The organism is uncultured Castellaniella sp., from assembly GCF_937988725.1.
Taxonomy (GTDB): Bacteria; Pseudomonadota; Gammaproteobacteria; order Burkholderiales; family Burkholderiaceae_B; genus Castellaniella.
Map to the genome: position 1 here is coordinate 154,354 of NZ_CALKHS010000001.1, position 17,077 is coordinate 171,430.

12 protein-coding genes are annotated in these 17,077 nt (G+C 67.7%); 6 read left to right on the forward strand and 6 right to left on the reverse strand.

The window, feature by feature from the left end; all coding sequences use genetic code 11:
* The first annotated feature begins 20 nt into the window (after positions 1–20).
* Both Q0263_RS00685 and ccsB read left to right on the forward strand, forming a co-directional pair.
* A complete protein-coding gene (locus Q0263_RS00685) occupies positions 21–2,006 on the forward strand; it encodes a cytochrome c biogenesis protein ResB (RefSeq protein ID WP_298012537.1) in 1,986 nt (661 codons plus the stop codon).
* Positions 1,996–3,357 (forward strand): c-type cytochrome biogenesis protein CcsB, encoded by a 1,362-nt coding sequence (ccsB, locus tag Q0263_RS00690; RefSeq protein WP_298012313.1) that lies wholly within the window; start codon positions 1,996–1,998, stop codon positions 3,355–3,357. The genes Q0263_RS00685 and ccsB overlap by 11 nt, the downstream gene beginning before the upstream one ends.
* Before the next feature lie 86 nt (positions 3,358–3,443).
* Here ccsB and Q0263_RS00695 read toward each other — a convergent pair whose 3' ends face one another.
* From Q0263_RS00695 to Q0263_RS00710, 4 genes are all read right to left on the reverse strand, one after another.
* The gene (locus Q0263_RS00695) at positions 3,444–6,359 is read right to left on the reverse strand and encodes a bifunctional diguanylate cyclase/phosphodiesterase (protein WP_298012316.1); all 2,916 of its coding nucleotides are present in this window, start codon (positions 6,357–6,359) and stop codon (positions 3,444–3,446) included.
* Between the two features lie 119 nt (positions 6,360–6,478).
* Positions 6,479–7,750, reverse strand: a complete 1,272-nt coding sequence (gene lysA, locus Q0263_RS00700) for a diaminopimelate decarboxylase (RefSeq protein WP_298012318.1) — start codon at positions 7,748–7,750, stop codon at positions 6,479–6,481.
* Between the two features lie 8 nt (positions 7,751–7,758).
* Positions 7,759–7,932 carry a lipoprotein gene (locus tag Q0263_RS00705; protein ID WP_298012320.1) on the reverse strand — a complete coding sequence of 58 codons (174 nt, stop codon included), beginning with the start codon at positions 7,930–7,932 and terminating at the stop codon, positions 7,759–7,761.
* The gene (locus Q0263_RS00710) at positions 7,932–10,373 is read right to left on the reverse strand and encodes a PBP1A family penicillin-binding protein (protein WP_298012322.1); all 2,442 of its coding nucleotides are present in this window, start codon (positions 10,371–10,373) and stop codon (positions 7,932–7,934) included. The genes Q0263_RS00705 and Q0263_RS00710 overlap by 1 nt, the downstream gene beginning before the upstream one ends.
* A gap of 182 nt (positions 10,374–10,555) precedes the next feature.
* Between Q0263_RS00710 and Q0263_RS00715 the strand changes: the two genes are divergently transcribed.
* The 4 genes from Q0263_RS00715 to Q0263_RS00730 all read left to right on the forward strand — a co-directional run bounded on the left by Q0263_RS00715 (position 10,556) and on the right by Q0263_RS00730 (position 14,972).
* Entirely contained in the window at positions 10,556–11,128 is a 573-nt protein-coding gene (locus Q0263_RS00715) for a shikimate kinase (protein ID WP_298012539.1), read from the forward strand.
* Between the two features lie 6 nt (positions 11,129–11,134).
* Positions 11,135–12,214, forward strand: coding sequence for a 3-dehydroquinate synthase (gene aroB / locus Q0263_RS00720; protein WP_298012324.1), 1,080 nt, complete (start codon positions 11,135–11,137; stop codon positions 12,212–12,214).
* Positions 12,215–12,216: 2 nt separating this feature from the next.
* A complete protein-coding gene (locus tag Q0263_RS00725) occupies positions 12,217–13,344 on the forward strand; it encodes a deoxyguanosinetriphosphate triphosphohydrolase (RefSeq protein WP_298012326.1) in 1,128 nt (375 codons plus the stop codon).
* A 128-nt stretch (positions 13,345–13,472) separates the two neighbouring features.
* A complete protein-coding gene (locus tag Q0263_RS00730) occupies positions 13,473–14,972 on the forward strand; it encodes a CoA transferase (RefSeq protein ID WP_298012328.1) in 1,500 nt (499 codons plus the stop codon).
* 112 nt (positions 14,973–15,084) lie between these two features.
* Here the strand turns inward: Q0263_RS00730 and Q0263_RS00735 are convergent, their stop codons facing one another.
* Both Q0263_RS00735 and Q0263_RS00740 read right to left on the reverse strand, forming a co-directional pair.
* Positions 15,085–16,629: a tripartite tricarboxylate transporter permease gene (locus Q0263_RS00735; RefSeq protein ID WP_298012331.1), complete on the reverse strand. Its 1,545-nt coding sequence runs from the start codon at positions 16,627–16,629 to the stop codon at positions 15,085–15,087.
* Complete coding sequence (locus Q0263_RS00740; protein WP_298012332.1) at positions 16,626–17,063, reverse strand: tripartite tricarboxylate transporter TctB family protein; 438 nt, start codon at positions 17,061–17,063, stop codon at positions 16,626–16,628. The genes Q0263_RS00735 and Q0263_RS00740 overlap by 4 nt, the downstream gene beginning before the upstream one ends.
* Positions 17,064–17,077: the final 14 nt, after the last annotated feature.

The window sequence follows — 17,077 nt, forward strand, 5'->3', positions numbered from 1 at the left end:
TCATCGAACTCCTGGGTTCGATGCGCTTTGCCATCAGCCTGCTGGTGTTCATCTGCGTGGCCAGCCTGATCGGCACCGTGTTGCCGCAGAACCAGGCCTCCAATACCTACATCGATCAGTTCGGGCCGTTCTGGTTCGCGGTCTTCGACCAGTTTTCCATCTGGCACATCTACAACAGCCCCTGGTTCCTGCTGATCATGGCGTTCCTGGTCGTGTCCACGACCCTGTGCGTCATGCGCAATACGCCCAAGATGCTGCGCGACATGCGCACTTTCCGGGAATACGTGCGCGGATCCAGCCTGAAGGCCTTCCACCACAAGGTGGACGTGGACAGCGCCCTGAGTCCGGACCAGGCTGTGGAACAAGTGGGGGCGCTGCTGCGCCGCCAGGGGTTCCGCTACCGGGTGCGGGCCGATGGCGACAGCCGCATGGTGGCGGCCAAGAAAGGCGCGGCCAACCGATTGGGATACATTTTCGCGCACGTGGCCATCGTGGTGATCTGCCTGGGCGGCCTGCTGGACAGCGAACTGCCCGTGCGGCTGCAGGTCTGGCTCTTCGACAAGCAGCCGGTGGTGGGCAACATGCTGATCTCCGACGTGCCCGAATCCGGGCGGCTGTCGGCCCGCAATCCCAGCTTCCGCGCCAACATGCTGATCCCCGACGGCAAGCAGAGCAGCATGGGCATCGTATCGTCCGGCCAGGGCGTGCTGCTGCAGCCGCTGCCGTTCGCGATCCGGCTGAAGAAGTTCTATGTCGAATACTACGACACCGGCATGCCCAGCGATTTCCGCAGCGACGTGACCGTGACGGACCTGGCCACCGGGAAATCCTTCGACCAGACCATCAAGGTCAACGAACCCCTGCGCTACAAGGGCGTGACCGTCTATCAGTCCAGCTTCGACGATGGCGGCAGCACCTTGCAGCTGAAGGCCTGGCCGCTGTCGGGCACGGAATCGCAGCCCCTGGACCTGTCCGGCGCGGTCGGCGGCAATGCGCGGCTGCCCGCCGCCCTGGGCGCCCAGACGGTGGACTACACCGGCCTGCGCGTCATCAACGTCGAGAACATGGGCGGGAATGGCGATCCGCAGCCGGTCGACCTGATCCGCGACGTGGCGGCCGTGACCGGCAGCGCGGTGCGTCCGCGCAGCGACGATCTGCGCAACGTCGGCCCCAGCGTCCAGTACCGCCTGGTGGGGGCCGACGGGCAGGCCCATGAATTCACCCAGTACATGCTGCCCGTCCGGATCGACGATTTCCCGATGTTCCTGCTGGGAACGCGCAACACCGCGGCCGAACCCTACCGCTACCTGCGCATTCCGGCCGACGACCAGGGCACCATGCGGGAATTCATGCAGTTGCGCGCCGCGCTGGCCGACCCGGAACTGCGCGACCAGGCCGCCCGCCGGTTCGCCGAACGCAATGCGCCCGCAGGCGAGCAGCGCGACCTGATGTTCCAGGCGGCCCAGGGGGCGCTGCGCACGTTCTCGCAACGCGGCTTCAACGGCATCATCGATTCCGCTCCGCAGGACCAGCGGGAAAAGATCCTGAATTTCGCCGTGCCCATGATCCAGCTCAGCCTGCAGGAACTGCGCTTGCTGATGCGGGAACGGCAGCACCTGCCGGCGCTGCCCGACAGCGGGCCTCAGGCCGAACACGAAGCCCAGTGGCTGCGCCTGTCGGTGCTGGCGCTGGCGTCGCTGCCGGATTATCCGGCCCCGGCGGCCCTGCAGCTGTCCAGCTTCCATCAGATACAGGCCAGCGTATTCCAGGTGGCCCGCAGCCCGGGCAAGAACACGGTATACCTCGGTTGCCTTTTGCTGGTGTTGGGCGTGTTCTCGATGTTCTATATTCGGGAAAGACGGGTATGGGTCTGGATCCGCCCGTCGGATGCCGGCAGCAGCTGGCTGGCGGCCATGACCACACAGCGCCGCAACCTGGATTTCAATCACGAATTTGAGCGCCTGCGCGATGCGCTGCGCCGCCTCGGAGGATCCCATGACAACTGACATCCTGACGCCTGATGCGGCGGCCCTCTGGGCCCGGGACATGAACACCAGCGGCGACCGGCGCGGCCGGCGCGGCCGGCCCGACTGGACGGATTTCGCCTTCTTCCTGCTGCTGGCCGTCGGGGCCGGCCATGTCCTGACCAGCTATGGCCAGTTCATGGACTACTACGAAAAACTGATCCTGATCTGCGCCGTGGGCCTGTTCAGCTGGCTGGGCTGGCTGTGGCGGCCGATGCGGGTGCTGATGATCACGGCGGGCGCCAGCGCGCTGCTGGCCATCTGGCTCTACAGTCCCACGGGCGCCCTGCTGCAGGGCGATCTGTCGCGCGCCGAATCCAACTTCCTGCTGAAGTACCTGCTGTCCTCGCAATCGGCCATCCTGTGGATGTGCGCCCTGTTCGTGCTGGCCACCGTCTGTTACTGGATCGGCTTCGCCAGCAAGACCGCCGCCTGGCTGGGCACGGTCCTGACCTGGGGCGCGGTCTACGCCGGCCTGACGGGCCTGCTGGTGCGGTGGCGCGAGGGCCACCTGATGGGACCGGACATCGGCCACATCCCCGTCAGCAACCTGTACGAAGTCTTCGTCCTGATGTCGCTGATCACGGCCCTGTTCTATCTGTACTACGAACGCCGCTATGCCACCCGGGCGCTGGGCGGCTTCGTGCTGCTGGTCATCAGCTCGCTGGTGGTATTCCTGCTGTGGTATTCCTTCGCCCGCGACGCCTACCAGATCCAGCCTCTGGTGCCGGCCCTGAAGAGCTGGTGGATGAAACTGCACGTGCCGGCGAACTTCATCGGTTACGGCACCTTCAGCCTGGCGGCCATGGTGGGTTTCGCCTACCTGGTCAAGTCGCACGGCGAAACCCGCACCTGGAAGCCGCTGATTCCGGTCTTCCTGCTGGGCGCCGTGCTGTGCGCCGAACCCCTGGTGTTCGGCTCGCGGGAACTGTCCGCCACCTGGATGCTGTATTTCGGCATCGGGGCGCTGATCGTCGGGACCATCCTGGCGTTCCGGGCGCCGATCGCCCAGCGCCTGCCGTCCCTGGAACTGCTCGACGACATCATGTATCGGGCGATCGCGGTGGGCTTCGCCTTCTTCACGGTGGCCACCATCCTGGGGGCCCTGTGGGCGGCGGACGCCTGGGGCACGTACTGGCAGTGGGACCCGAAAGAAACCTGGGCCCTGATCGTCTGGCTGAATTACGCGGCCTGGCTGCACATGCGCCTGATGAAGGGCCTGCGCGGGTCCATGGCGGCCTACTGGGCGCTCAGCGGCCTGCTGGTCACCAGCTTCGCCTTCCTGGGGGTCAACATGTTCCTGTCCGGCCTGCATTCCTACGGCGCCTTGTAGCCCTGCAATGCCCGGGCCTGCGGACCCGGCGGCCCGCGGGCCGCACCGTCTCGGCGCGACCCCGGGGCGCCAGCGCAGGCGGGATCTCAGATCCGCCGGCCGCTGAGTTCTTCGATGTAGGCCTGGGCGGCCGGGTTGCTGATCAGCGGCAGGATGTTGTCGTGGGCCAGGATGTCGGACGGCGTCCGGGCCGCTGAAATCGCATAGCCCTGCACGTAGTCCACGCCCATCTCGGCCAAGGTGCGCAGCGTGGCCACGTCCTCCACCCATTCTGCGATGCACTCCATGCCCAGGTTGTGGGCCAGGTCCACGATGCTGTTGACGATGGCGATGTTGGCCTCGCTGCTCAGCATGTCGCGAATCAGGGTGCCGTCGATCTTGATCGTGTCGGCGGGCAATTCCTTCAGGTACGAAAACGACGTGTATCCCGCGCCGAAATCGTCCAGCGCCACGCGGGCGCCCATGCGCTGCAGGCGGCGCATGAATTGCCGGGTGCGTTCCAGGTCCTGCAGCGCCACGCCCTCGGTGATTTCCACGCACAGGCGTCGCGTGAGCTGCGGCTGCTGGTTCAGGATGCCGAAGAGCATGTCGATGAAGCGGTCGTCGTTCAGCGACACGCCGCTGAGATTGATGTTCACCTGCTGGGTCTGGCCCAGTTTCAGCTGGTGCTTGGCCATCCATTGCAGGGCGGTCGAAAACACCCATTTGTCGATCATGGTGATCATGCCGCTGTCTTCGGCGGCCTGGATGATCTTCTGTGTCTGCAGGGGGTGTTCGCCGTCGCTGCGCACCCGCAGCAGCACTTCGAAGTTCAGGGTCTGCAAGGGATGGCGCAGCGACATGATGGGCTGCATGGCCAGGTAGATGTCGTCGGGCGGCGCCCCTTGTTCCAGCTGCTCGAACACCCGCAGTTCGTTGATGTGGTCGAACAGTTCGTGCGCGTTTTCCTCGTACAGCACGATGTCCTGGTGCTGCTTGCGGGCGTCGCGGCAGGCGCGGGTGGCGGCGGCGATGGCGTCCTTGGGGCGCATGCGGACGTCCAGGTCGATCAGGCCCATGGCGCTCTTGATCTGGAACGCCCGGTCGCCCACGTAGAAGGGCGAACTGTTCAGGCTGTCGAGCATGTCCTGGGCGATGCGTCGCGCTTCCCGGGCGCGGATCCGCGGGAACAGGATGATGAACTCGTCGCTGCCGATGCGGCCCAGCTTCTGCTGCTCGTTCAGGGCGTATTTCAGCCGGTCGCAGGCCAGCTGCAGCAACTGATCGCCGGCCGAATGGCCGAACAGGTCGTTGACCCGCTTCAGATGGTCCAGGCTCAGGAAGGACAGGGAGCAGGGCGTGCCGGACGCCTGCAGGTCCTCGATCGCCGTCTGCATGGCGTCTTCGATGCCGCGCCGGTTCAGGGTGTTGGTCAGGGCGTCGTGATCCGTCATCAGCCGCAGATTGCGCAGGGTTTCGGTGCGGGCGGTGACGTCCTGCAGGGAGCCCTCGATGCGGCTGCCCGCCAGGGTGGCGCGCAGCAGGAAGCTGCGGGTGGGGGCCTTGGGGTCGGCGCCGTGCTGGTGGATCTCGGTGTCCCGGCCCTGTTCCGTGGCCAGCGATACGGCCACCCAGTCGACGTCCGGAAAGAAGGCGCTCCAGCTGAGCGCCGGGATTTCGAGATCGGACTGGATCTGCAGCATGGTGCGCGCGTTGGGATTCAGGTGCTCGAAATGGCGGGTGGCGCCCAGCGTGAACAAGCCCAGCGGCGACAGCGAATCGTGCGCGATCAGTTCGTTGCGCTGGCGCAGCCGCATCTGCCGGTCTTCGCGGGTGCGGTTGGCGGCGGCCAGCGCCACCAGCAGATTGCAGGCCAGGAACAGCCCCACGGCCAGCCAGGTGCCGAATAGGGCGCTCCGGCCCAGGGCGATCAGGATCAGCCCCGTCACCAGGATGCCGGCGGCGAGACAGACGCCCAGCGTGTGCCAGAACAGGGACCGGGTCGTGAAACTGAACAGGGCATGGATCAGGATGGTGGCCACCAGCGCCGTGCCCGCCCACGCCGCCAGGAAGCTGGCCGCCTGGAAGATCTCATAGGAAGGGGTGGCCAGGGGCAGCAACAGCAGGGCGGAAAACGCCAGGCCGATCCGCTGCAGGCGGCGGAACATGGCGGCCCCCAGGCTTTGCTGGAACAGGCGGGTGAACAGCAGCCAGGTCGTGGTGAAGGACAGCAGCAAGGTCAGCTGGCGCGACCAGATCAATTCACGTGGCGACAGCAGGTGGCCCAGCCACAGGTGGTCCCAGCCCAGCGCCCAGGCGCCCAGGCGCAGATTGCAGAGGACCCAGCAGGTCAGCAGCACGTACATGTGGTCGCGGGTCGTCAGGGCGATGGCGGCGATGAAGGCCGCCAGCACCAGCAGCCCGCCTTCCAGCAGGCCCAGGGCGTGGGCGTGATGGGCCGTGGCCGCGGCCACGGCCGGCGACTGCCACTGTTCGATGGACAGGAGGCCGGGGATCACCTGGTCCAGCTGGCACATGACCTGATCGGCGGCGGCCGTCCCGGACGGGATGGCGGCGGTGTAGCCCAGGATGCCCGCCCGGAAGTCCAGGGCCGTCAGCGGACCGGCTTTCCGGCTGTCCAGCAGCCAGCAGACGGGGGGCGCCACCAGGGGGCTGCGCAACAGCAGGATCTGGGGCGCTTCGCCGCCGGATCCCGCCGCGTGCGCCAGGTCGGCCAGCAGCCAGGCGGGGCCGACCGGCGTCTGCTGGGTCAGGCGCGTCGGGCTGGCGCGCAGGGCGGACGCGGCATGGTAGGGATCATCGAAGGAGCCCGACAGGAAATGCGTGGACAGCCCCTGGCCGGACTGGTCGGCGTAGTGCGCGGGGAATATCCAGGCGCTGGCCAGCAGGCCCAGGCCCAGCAGCAGGGGAACCAGGAAAAACGCCAGGAAAACGCGCGGGTTGCCGGGCCGGGAGGGCGGCGGCGGGAGGGGCGCAGTGGCGGAATCCTTCGGTGATGACATGCAGCGGGTCGGTAAGGACAGAAAACTGCAATCTTGTCAGGCTTTCGGACAGGTTACAGCGGATACACGGTTTACGACAAAGCGCGCGCGGATTTTAGCCTGTCCCGCAGTCCGCCGCTTCAGGTGCGCGGCGGGATGCGCTCGTGCGCGTAGAGTTCCTGAACCGTCTCGCGCGGGCGGATCAGCCAGTGCTGCGACCCGTCGACCAGCACTTCGGCCGCCCGCGGGCGGGTGTTGTATTGGCTCGACATGGAAAACCCGTAGGCGCCGGCCGACAGGATGGCGAGCAGGTCGCCTTGCTCCAGCGGCAGTTCGCGGTCCTTGGCCAGCCAGTCGCCGCTTTCGCAGATCGGTCCGACGATGTCGTAGGTGTCGGTGCGGGTGCCGGTGCGCGGCTGCACGGGGACCACGTCGTGCCAGGCCTGGTACAGCGCGGGGCGCATCAGGTCGTTCATGGCGGCGTCCACGATGGCGAAATTGCGGACGTCGCTGTATTTCAGGTATTCCACGCGCGTCAGCAGCACGCCGGCATTACCCACCAGCGACCGGCCGGGTTCCAGGATGATCTGCAGGTGATCCAGGCCGCGGGCCTGCAAGGCGGCGAATACGGGGTTGAGCAGTTCGGCCGGGTGCGGCGGAGTTTCGTCGGTGTAGCGGATGCCCAGGCCGCCGCCCAGGTCCAGATGGCGCAGCTGGATGCCGTCGGCGGCCAGGGCGTCGATCAGGGCCAGCAGCTTGTCCAGGGCGTCCAGGTACGGGCTGATCTCCGTGATCTGCGACCCGATGTGGCAGTCCACGCCGACGATTTCCAGTCCCGACATCTGCTGCGCCTGGCGGTACAGGGCGGGCGCCTGCTGGATGTCGATGCCGAACTTGTTTTCCTTCAGGCCGGTGGAAATGTAAGGGTGGGTCCTGGCGTCCACATCGGGGTTCACGCGCAGCGAGACGGGCGCGCGCACGCCCATTTCCTGGGCCATGTCGGCCAGGCGTTCGAGTTCGGCCGCCGATTCGACGTTGAAGCACTTGATGCCCGCGGCCAGCGCCTTGCGGATTTCCCAGCCCTGCTTGCCCACGCCGGAGAACACGATGCGGCCGGGGGCGGCGCCCGCCGCCAGCACGCGGGCCAGTTCTCCGCCCGAGACGATGTCGAATCCGGCCCCCAGTTGCTGGAATTCGTGCAGCACCGCCAGGTTGGAATTGGCCTTGACCCCGTAGCAGATCAGCGCGTTGCGCCCGGCGACGGCCGAGTCGTAGCGTCGCCAGGCTTCCTGCAGCGCGGCGCGGGAATAGACGTAGAGCGGGCTGCCGTATTGGTCAGCCAGATCGGTCAGGGGCAGATTCTCTGCGTGCAGGATACCGTCCCGGATCGGGAAATGAGGGGCAGCGGTCATGGATGCAATCAGGGGTTGGAGGTGGCGGGCGCGACGGTGGGAGGCGCGACCAGGGCCGCATCAGCGGGCGGGGGCGGGGTGGCGGGCTTGAGCGGGCCTTTCATGCCGCAGCCGGCCAGCAGCAGCGCCAGACAGGCGCCCGCCAGGGCCGAGAGGAAACGGGATCGAGTTCGGATCGTCATCAGAATGGGACACGGACAGGTTGGGGAACGGCGGCCTCGTTGTCGTCCTGCCCGTGCAGCTGATTCAGCAAGGCGCCGATCCCGTCCTGGCCGGACGCCGGGGCGCCCGAGGCGGGGTCGCCCGGGGCGGGCAGGCCGACGCGCGCGATGGCGATGCCGGGCGGAAATTCGGAGAAATAGAAGTCGCCATCGATGCGGGTCAGGCCGCTGGGCAGGGGGCCAGGCGGGATTTCAGGCTGGCCGGCCAGGGCGGTGCGCATGTAGCCCGCCCAGATCGGCAGCGCGGCGCCGCCCCCCGTTTCGCTCTGGCCCATGGATTTGGGTTGGTCATAGCCCATCCAGGCCACCGCCACGAGTTTGGGGTTGAAGCCCGCGAACCAGGCGTCCTGCGAATCGTTCGTGGTGCCGGTCTTGCCGCCGATGTCGTTGCGTTTCAGTTCGCGGTGCGCCCGCGCGCCCGTGCCCACGGTGGCCACGCCGCGCAGCATGTCGTCCATGACGTAGGCGGTGCGCGGGTCGATCACCCGGGCCAGCGTGTCGCCGGCGATGGTCGGACGGGCGCGCATGATGACCTTGCCGCTGCTGTCGGTCACGTGGTCGATCAGGTAGGGCGGAACGCGATAGCCGCCGTTGGCGAACACGGCATAGCCGCCGGCCAGCTGCAGGGGCGTGACGCTGCCCGCGCCCAGGGCCAGCGGCAGCACGGCCGGCTGGCGGGAACGGTCGAAGCCGAATCGCGTGATGTAGTCCTGCACGTACTGCGGGCCGACCGCCTGCATGATGCGGATGGACACCATATTCTTGGATTTGTACAAACCCTGACGCATGGTCAGCATCGGTTCGTAGGTCCGGCCGTAGTTTTTCGGGCTCCAGGCCTTGGAGCCGGTCTGTTCGGCCGTCAGGAAGAAGGGCTCGTCGGAAATCTGCGTGGCCGGCGTCAGGCCGCGTTCCAGGGCGGAGGCGTAGATGAAGGGCTTGAACGAAGAGCCGGGCTGGCGCCAGGCCTGCGTCACCCGGTTGAACTTGCCTTCCTCGAAGTCGAAACCGCCCACCATGGCGACCACGCCGCCGTCCTGGGCGCGCAGCGACACCAGGGCGGCCTGGATGCTGGGCTTGTTCAGCAGTTCCCAGTAGTCGTCCTGCTTGTGGATGTACACCACGGAGCCGCGCTGGATGCGCACGGCCCCCTTCGCGTTGGCCACCAGGCCGCGGGCGACGACCCTCAGGGCGCGCTTGTCGGTGATGGCGACGATGTCGGTGGGGCTGCGGGCGACCTTGACCTCGGTCGGGCTGGCCGACAGCACGATGCCGGTCAGCAGGTCGCCGTTGTCGGGATACTTTTCCTGGACGGTGTCCAGGATGTCGTTGAAGGCTTCGGGCTGGTTCTCGATGCCGTCGGGCAGCTCGATGGTTTCCTCGGGGCCGGGGTAGGGCGCCCGGCGGGTGTAGTCCAGCACGCCCGCGCGCAGGGATTCGTAGGCGGCTTCCTGGTCCTTGGAGTCGATCGTGGTGTAGATGTTGAAGCCGCGCGAATAGATGTCGTCCTGGTAGACGCCGTACAGCAGCTGGCGGGCCAGCTCGGCCGGATATTCGCCATGCACGGCGTAGCGGCCGGCCGGCGTGCCCGCCGCCGACTTGATGACGATGGGCTGGTCCTTGGCCTGCTGGTATTCGGCGTCGTTCAGATAGCCCAGGCTGCGCATGCGGCCCAGCACGTAGGCCTGGCGGGCCTTGGCGCGTTCGAAGTTCGAAATCGGATTGAAGCGCGACGGGGCCTTGGGAATGCCGGCCAGCATGGCGGCCTCGGCGGGCGTGATGTCGGCCAGCTGCTTGCCGAAATACGTGCGGCTGGCCGCGGCGAAGCCGTAGGCGCGGTGCCCCAGGAAGATCTGGTTCATGTACAGATCCAGGATCTGGTCCTTGGTCAGGGTCGCCTCGATCTTGAAGGTCAGCAGCAGCTCGTAGAATTTCCGCGTGTAGGTCTTTTCGGACGACAGGTAGAAATTGCGGGCGACTTGCATGGTGATGGTGCTGGCGCCCTGGGTCTTGGACATGTGCACCGTATTGGCGATGGCCGCGCGCAGCACGCCGGCCCAGTCGATGCCGCCGTGCTGGTAGAAACGGTCGTCCTCGGCCGCCAGGATGGCGGATTTCATGATGTCCGGGATTTCGTCGAAACGCAGCACATTGCGGCGTTCTTCGCCAAACTCGCCGATCAGCACCTTGTCGGCGGTGTAGATGCGCAGCGGCACGCGGGGCCGGTAATCGGTCATGGCGTGCAGATCGGGCAGATTGGGCCAGGCCAGCGCCAGCGCCAGTGAAAGCAGCAGGGCTGCGCAGACACCCAGGCCGGCACAGAGGACAAGCGCCTTCACGACCAGGCGCGTGAGCCAGGAACGGGCAGGCGCCTTGGACTTGGTGGGAGTTTTGGTGGTTCTCATCAGAGGCGATTGTAAGGCCTGGCGGATGCAGACCAGAGATCGGAGGCGGAGTCTATGTAACCGGATGCTGCGAATACGGAGGCGAGGCGGCTGCCGGAGCGCCGGATGCGGGACATCGGGGCCGGCAAGGCAGCCAATGCGATAATACACGCAAACCAACCTCGCACCGCACCCCCATGTCGATGGAATCCGTTCCCACCGCCACCGCAATCGCACCAGGATCCGCACCAGACGCGGCCGCGCCGATCTTCCTGGTGGGCATGATGGGCGTGGGCAAGACGACCATCGGCCGGCAGCTGGCCGCCGCCCTGGGGCGGGAGTTCATCGATCTGGATCATGCCATCGAAGCCCGCTGCGGGGTGCGCGTGGCCACCATTTTCGACATCGAGGGCGAGGCCGGTTTCCGCCGGCGAGAGACCGCACTGCTGGATGAGTACACCCGGGTGCCGGGGCTGGTGCTGGCCACCGGCGGCGGCGCCGTGCTGGCCGAGGAAAACCGCCGCATGCTGCGCGAGCGCGGCTGCGTGGTCTACCTGTGCGCCAGCGTGGACGAACTGTATCGGCGCGTGGCGCGGGATCGCAACCGGCCGCTGTTGCGCACCGACAACCCCCGCCAGCGCATCGCCGACCTGCTGGCCCAGCGCGAACCTCTGTACGACAGCGTGGCCGCCATCCGCCAGGATACGGCGGACCAGCCCGTCGCCCAGGTCGTGCGCAGCCTGCTGTCCCTGCTGCCGGCCTCTTCACCCCATTAGGATCCCATGCATACCGTTCAAGTCGCGGCCCCCGGCGGGCACTATCCCATCCATATCGGCCCCGGACGGCTGGACGCCCTTGTTGCCAGCCTGCCGGCCGATGCCACGGCGCTGGCGGTCGTCACCAACACCACGGTGGCCGGCCTGTATGGCGATCGGGTGCGCGCCGTCCTGGCGGCCGCCGGGGCGCCCGTGTGCTGGGTCGAACTGCCGGACGGCGAGCAGTTCAAGACCTGGGAATCGCTGAACAGCATTTTCGATGCCCTGCTGGGCGCGGGGCTGGACCGCAAGGCCGTGCTGATCGCGCTGGGGGGCGGCGTGGTGGGCGACATGTGCGGCTTCGCCGCCGCCTGCTACATGCGCGGCGTGCGCTTCATCCAGGTGCCGACCACGCTGCTGGCGCAGGTCGATTCTTCCGTCGGGGGCAAGACCGCCATCAACCACCCGCTGGGCAAGAACATGATCGGCGCCTTCTATCAGCCCCTGGCCGTGGAAATCGACACCCGGGTGCTGGCCACGCTGCCCGCCCGGGAAATTTCCGCCGGACTGGCCGAATTGATCAAGTACGGCATGATCGCCGATGCGGAATTCTTCGCCTGGTGCGAGACCCACGTGCAGGCGCTGCGGAACCTGGACGACGACGCCATCGAGTATGCCGTGCGCCGCGCCTGCGAACTGAAGGCCTGGGTCGTGTCCCAGGACGAACGCGAATCCGGCCTGCGGGCCATCCTGAATTTCGGCCATACCTTCGGGCACGCCATCGAATCGGGGCTGGGCTATGGCCGCTGGCTGCACGGCGAAGCCGTGGGCTGCGGCATGGTGATGGCGGCGGAACTTTCCGCCCGGGTCTGCGGCCTGGACCGCGCGGCCGTCGATCGCATCCGCGCGCTGGTCCTGGCCATCGGCTGCCCCGTGCAGGCGCCCGATCTGGGGCCGGACCGCTGGCTGGATCTGATGCGGGTGGACAAGAAGACCGAAGGGCGGCACATCCGCTACGTGCTGCTGCCCGAGCTGGGGCGCGCCAGCGTGCAGGCCGTGGACGACGATCGGGTGCGCCCCGTGCTGCCCGCCGGGGCGGAGGCCTGATCATGGCGGCGCTGGCCCCGTATGCCTGCCATCCGGAAGCCACGCGCGGGCGCCTGCACCCCGAATCATCCCCCCAGGGGCGCAGCGACTTCCAGCGCGACCGGGACCGCATCGTGCATTGTTCCGCCTTCCGGCGGCTGGAATACAAGACCCAGGTCTTTCTGAACCATGAAGGCGACCTGTTCCGTACCCGCCTGACCCACAGCATCGAGGTCGCCCAGATCGCCCGCACCCTGGCCCGCAACCTGGATGTGCACGAAGACCTGATCGAGGCCATCGCCCTGGCGCACGACCTGGGGCACACGCCGTTCGGCCATGCCGGCCAGGACGAGCTGAACGCCTGCCTGCGCGAACTGGCGCCGGAGGCGGGCGGCTTCGAGCACAATCTGCAGAGCCTGCGGGTGGTGGACGAACTGGAGGAACGCTATGCGGCCTTCAATGGCCTGAACCTGTGCTTCGAGACTCGCGAAGGCATCCTGAAGCACTGTTCGCGCCGCCATGCCCGCCAGCTGGGGCCGGTGGCGGCCCGCTTTCTGGACGGCACCCAGCCATCCCTGGAGGCCCAGCTGACCAACCTGGCTGACGAGATCGCCTACAACAACCACGATATCGACGACGGCCTGCGTTCCGGCCTGATCACCGTGCCGCAGCTGCTGGACCTGGAGATCTTCGCCGTGCACCACCAGCAGGTGCGCCGCCGCTATCCCGACGTGGATGCCAAGCGCCTGGTGTCCGAGATCATCCGCGCCATGATCAATACGCTGGTGCTGGACCTGACCCGGACCACGGCGGAGAACATCGCCCGGCTGCGGCCCGACAGCGTCGACGCCGTGCGGGCGGGGCCGCCGCTGGCCGCGTTCTCCGATGCGCTGCGGGCCCAGGCCGATGCCTTGAAGCAGTTCCTGCTGAACAATCTGTATCGTCATGCCCAGGTCATGCGCATGACCTACAAGGCGCGGCGCATCGTGCGGGACCTGTTCAGCGCCTTTCTCGAAGATCCCCGCCTGCTGGCCGACGAATACCGGCGAGAGGACCCCGTTGCCCAGGCCCGCGCCATCGCCGACTACGTCGCGGGCATGACCGACCGCTACGCCATCCGCGAACACCACGCGCTCTTCCGCATGGATTAGTCCGGACACGGAGCAGTCCCTGCGGACTGCTCCGCGCCTGACTAATCCGAGTGGCCTGCAGGCCACGAGGTGGAGGGATCTAGGCACAACGCAGTCCCTGCAATGGGCAGCAACACAGGAGGTGTGTCATGACACCTGATGATTCCGTTTCAAACTCCTTTCTGCGCGCGTTTCTTGCCGCGCTGGACGAACCGTGGGCGGACGAGGCCATCCGGATCGAAGGCCGGGGGACCTGGCCGTCGCGCTATCCGGTCGCCGATCTGGCCTGCGCCAGCATCGGGGCGGCTTCGCTCATGCTGGCCCGCTGGATCGATCCCGTCCGGCCCCCGCTCGTGCGGCTGGACCGGCCCCTGGCATCCCGGTGGTTTGGCGCCAGCCTGCAGCCGCAGGGCTGGACAGTCCCCAAAGTGCGCGACGCCGTCACCGGCGACTACGCCGCCCGGGACGGCTGGATCCGCATCCATGCCAATGCCGTCCACCATCGGCAGCGGGCCTTGCGGGTGCTGGATCTGCCTCTCGATGCCGCCCGCGATGCCGTCGAGGCGCGGGTGCGGGCATGGTCGGCCGAGACCCTGGAAGAGGCGCTGGTGGATCAGGCGGCGTGCGCCGCCGCCCTGCGCCCGCCGGCGCAATGGCGGCGGCATCCCCAGGGCATGGCGGTGGCGGCGGAGCCGCTGCTGCACCGGCGCGATGGCGCATCCTGCGAGGGCGTTCCCGATGCGGCCGGACCGGCGCCGGGGCGCGGCGGCGATGGGGCGCTGTCGGGCGGCGATTCTCCAAGCCGGGCAAATGATGCCTGGGGCTCTCCCGTCGATCCCGCCCGTCCCCTGTCCGGCCTGCGGGTGCTGGATCTGACCCGGGTGCTGGCCGGCCCGGCGGCCACCCGGTTCCTGGCGGCCTACGGCGCCCAGGTGCTGCGCCTGGATCCGTCCGACTGGCAGGAGCCCGGCATGGTGCCCGAGGTCACGGTCGGCAAGCGGTGCGCCTTGCTGGATCTGCGCGATCCGGCCGGCCGCGCGCAATTCGAACGGCTGCTGCAGCGGGCCGACGTGCTGGTGCATGGCTATCGGCCCGATGCCCTGGACCGCCTGGGGTTGGGGGCCGATGTCCGTCAGCGGATGCGCCCCGGGCTGGTGGACGTATGCCTAGATGCCTGGGGCTGGACGGGACCCTGGCGGCTGCGCCGGGGCTTCGACAGCCTGGTGCAGATGAGTTCGGGAATCGCCTGGCCCGGCGGTTCGGATCGGGCGCCCGATCCGCTGCCCGTGCAGGCGCTGGACCAGGCCACCGGCTACTGGCTGGCGGCGTGCGCGCTGAAGGGCCTGGCCCAGCGGCGCGAGCAGCGGCGCGGCAGCATCTGGCGGGTGTCCCTGGCCCGCACGGCTGCGTTGCTGGAGGCGGGCGCCGAGGCGGCGGGCCGGGATGCCCGGGTGGCGGGCGCCTCCGCCTCCGAACCGCCCGAACCCGTTCTGGGACAGGCCCCGCAAGACGCCTACGCGGCCGCCATCGAGGCTACGGCCTGGGGGCCGGCGCGCCGCTTGCGGGCGCCGTGCCGGGTCGGGGCGGCGGACTGGTTCTGGGACCGGCCGGCGTGTGACCTGCGCAGCGGCCCGCCCGCCTGGGAATAGGGCCGGGAATAGAGACGTCGCTCAAAAGAAACGCCGCCCGGAAGAGGGCGGCGTGCGGTCGATGCGGTCCGGAAAACGCGCCGCCCCGGCCAGGGCGGCGCCGGGCGGGGGGTTATTCCTCGCCTTCCAGGGCCGCGAGCGCCGTGGCCGACAGCTTGTTCTTCGAACGGCGGCGCAGGATCGGCGGGATGATCACGATGGCCAGAGATACGATCCACAGGCCCATGGCGATCGGGCTGTCCCACAGGATGTGCAGTTCGCCGTTGGTGATGGACAGCGCCCGGCGCAGGTTCTGTTCCATCATGTCGCCCAGCACCACGCCCAGCACCATGGGCGCCATGGGCACGCCGCCCTTGCGCAGCAGGTAGCCGATCAGGCCCAGGAACGCCGCCATCGTCAGGTCGAACGTGCCGGCGTTGATGGCGTAGACGCCGATGTAGCTGATGCACAGGATGCCGGGGACCAGCAGCCAGTTGGGCAGGGACAGCACTTTCGAGAACACCCGCACCATGGGGATGTTCATCAGGAACAGCAGCACGTTGGCGATGAGCAGCGACGCGACCAGGCCCCAGACCAGTTCCGGCTTGGTGTCGAACAGCACCGGGCCCGGAGTGATGTTGTACAGGGTCAGCGCCCCCATCATCACCGCCGTGGTGCCCGATCCGGGCACGCCCAGTGTCAGCATCGGCACGAAGGACCCCACTGCGGACGCCGTGGAGGCGGCTTCCGGGGCGGTCACGCCGCGCAGGTCGCCTTCACCGAAGCAGGAATTGGGGTCGCGGCCTTCCTGGTAGCGCTTTTCATTCGAGTAGGCCACGGCCGAGGCCACGCTGGCGCCCGCGCCCGGCAGCACGCCGATGAAGAAACCCAGGATGGAGCTGCGCAGCACGGTCCACTTGGTGTAGAGCAGTTCCTGCAGGTTGAACAGCTTGCGCTCGTTGGGCGGGACTTCGGGGGATTCGCCGCGGATGGTGGATTCCAGCAGTTCCAGCAGTTCGGCGATGGCGAACAGCGCGATCACGACGACCACGAAATCGATGCCGTCGAACAGGTGCACGGAATCGAAGGTGTAGCGGTAGACTCCCGAATTGGCGTCCACGCCCACCGTGGCGATCGCCAGGCCCAGCATGGCCGACAGCGTGCCCTTGACGGGCTGGTTGCCCAGCAGGCTGGTCAGGCAGCAGAAGGCGAAGACGATCAGCACGAAATATTCGGCCGGGCCGAAGGCCAGGGCCCAGCGGGCCAGCAGGGGGGCCAGCACGATCACGCCGATGGTGGCCACCAGCGAGCCGCAGAACGCCGACCAGCCCGACAGCGACAGGGCGACGTTGGACAGGCCCTTGCGCGCCAGCGGGTAGCCGTCGAGCGTCGTCATGATGGCGCTGGCTTCGCCCGGCACGTTGATCAGGATGGCGCTGATGCGCCCGCCGTATTCGGCGCCCACGTACACGGCCGCCAGCAGGATCAGCGCGGTTTCGGGAGGCAGGTTCAGGGCGTAGGCGATGGGGATGAGCATGGCCACGCCGTTGATGGGCCCCAGCCCCGGCAGCACGCCCACCAGGGTGCCCAGGAAGGCGCCCAGGGCGGCGACCAGCAGGTTCATCCAGGAAAAGGCGACATCGAAGCCGATGCTCAGATGGTCGAAAATCTGGCTCATGACAGGAACTCCAGGGGACCCAGGGGCAGCACGACGTCCAGCGCCCGGTCGAACAGCAGGAAGAACAGCACGCCCATCACGACCCCGCCGATGATCATCTTGCCCCAGCCGCCGCCGAACAGGCGGCCGATCAGCACGGTGACGATGGCGGTGGCGATGATGAAGCCCAGGGTCTCGAACAGCAGGGCGTAGCCGAAGATGTAGACCACCATCAGCAGCAGGCGCGGCCAGTCGATGGGTTCGCCTTTGCGGCGATCATGCCAGTGCTTGGCCATCAGCCAGATCCCGCACAGGGCGATGATCAGGGCGATCAGCATGGGAAACGCCCGCGGGCCCACCGGTTCGTAGGAAAAGGGGGCCTGCAGGTCGTGGCCGAACCACGCCATCAGGCCGGCAAAGATCAGGGCGCAAAAGCCCAAAGTACGATCACTCATGGCGAGGTCCGGTG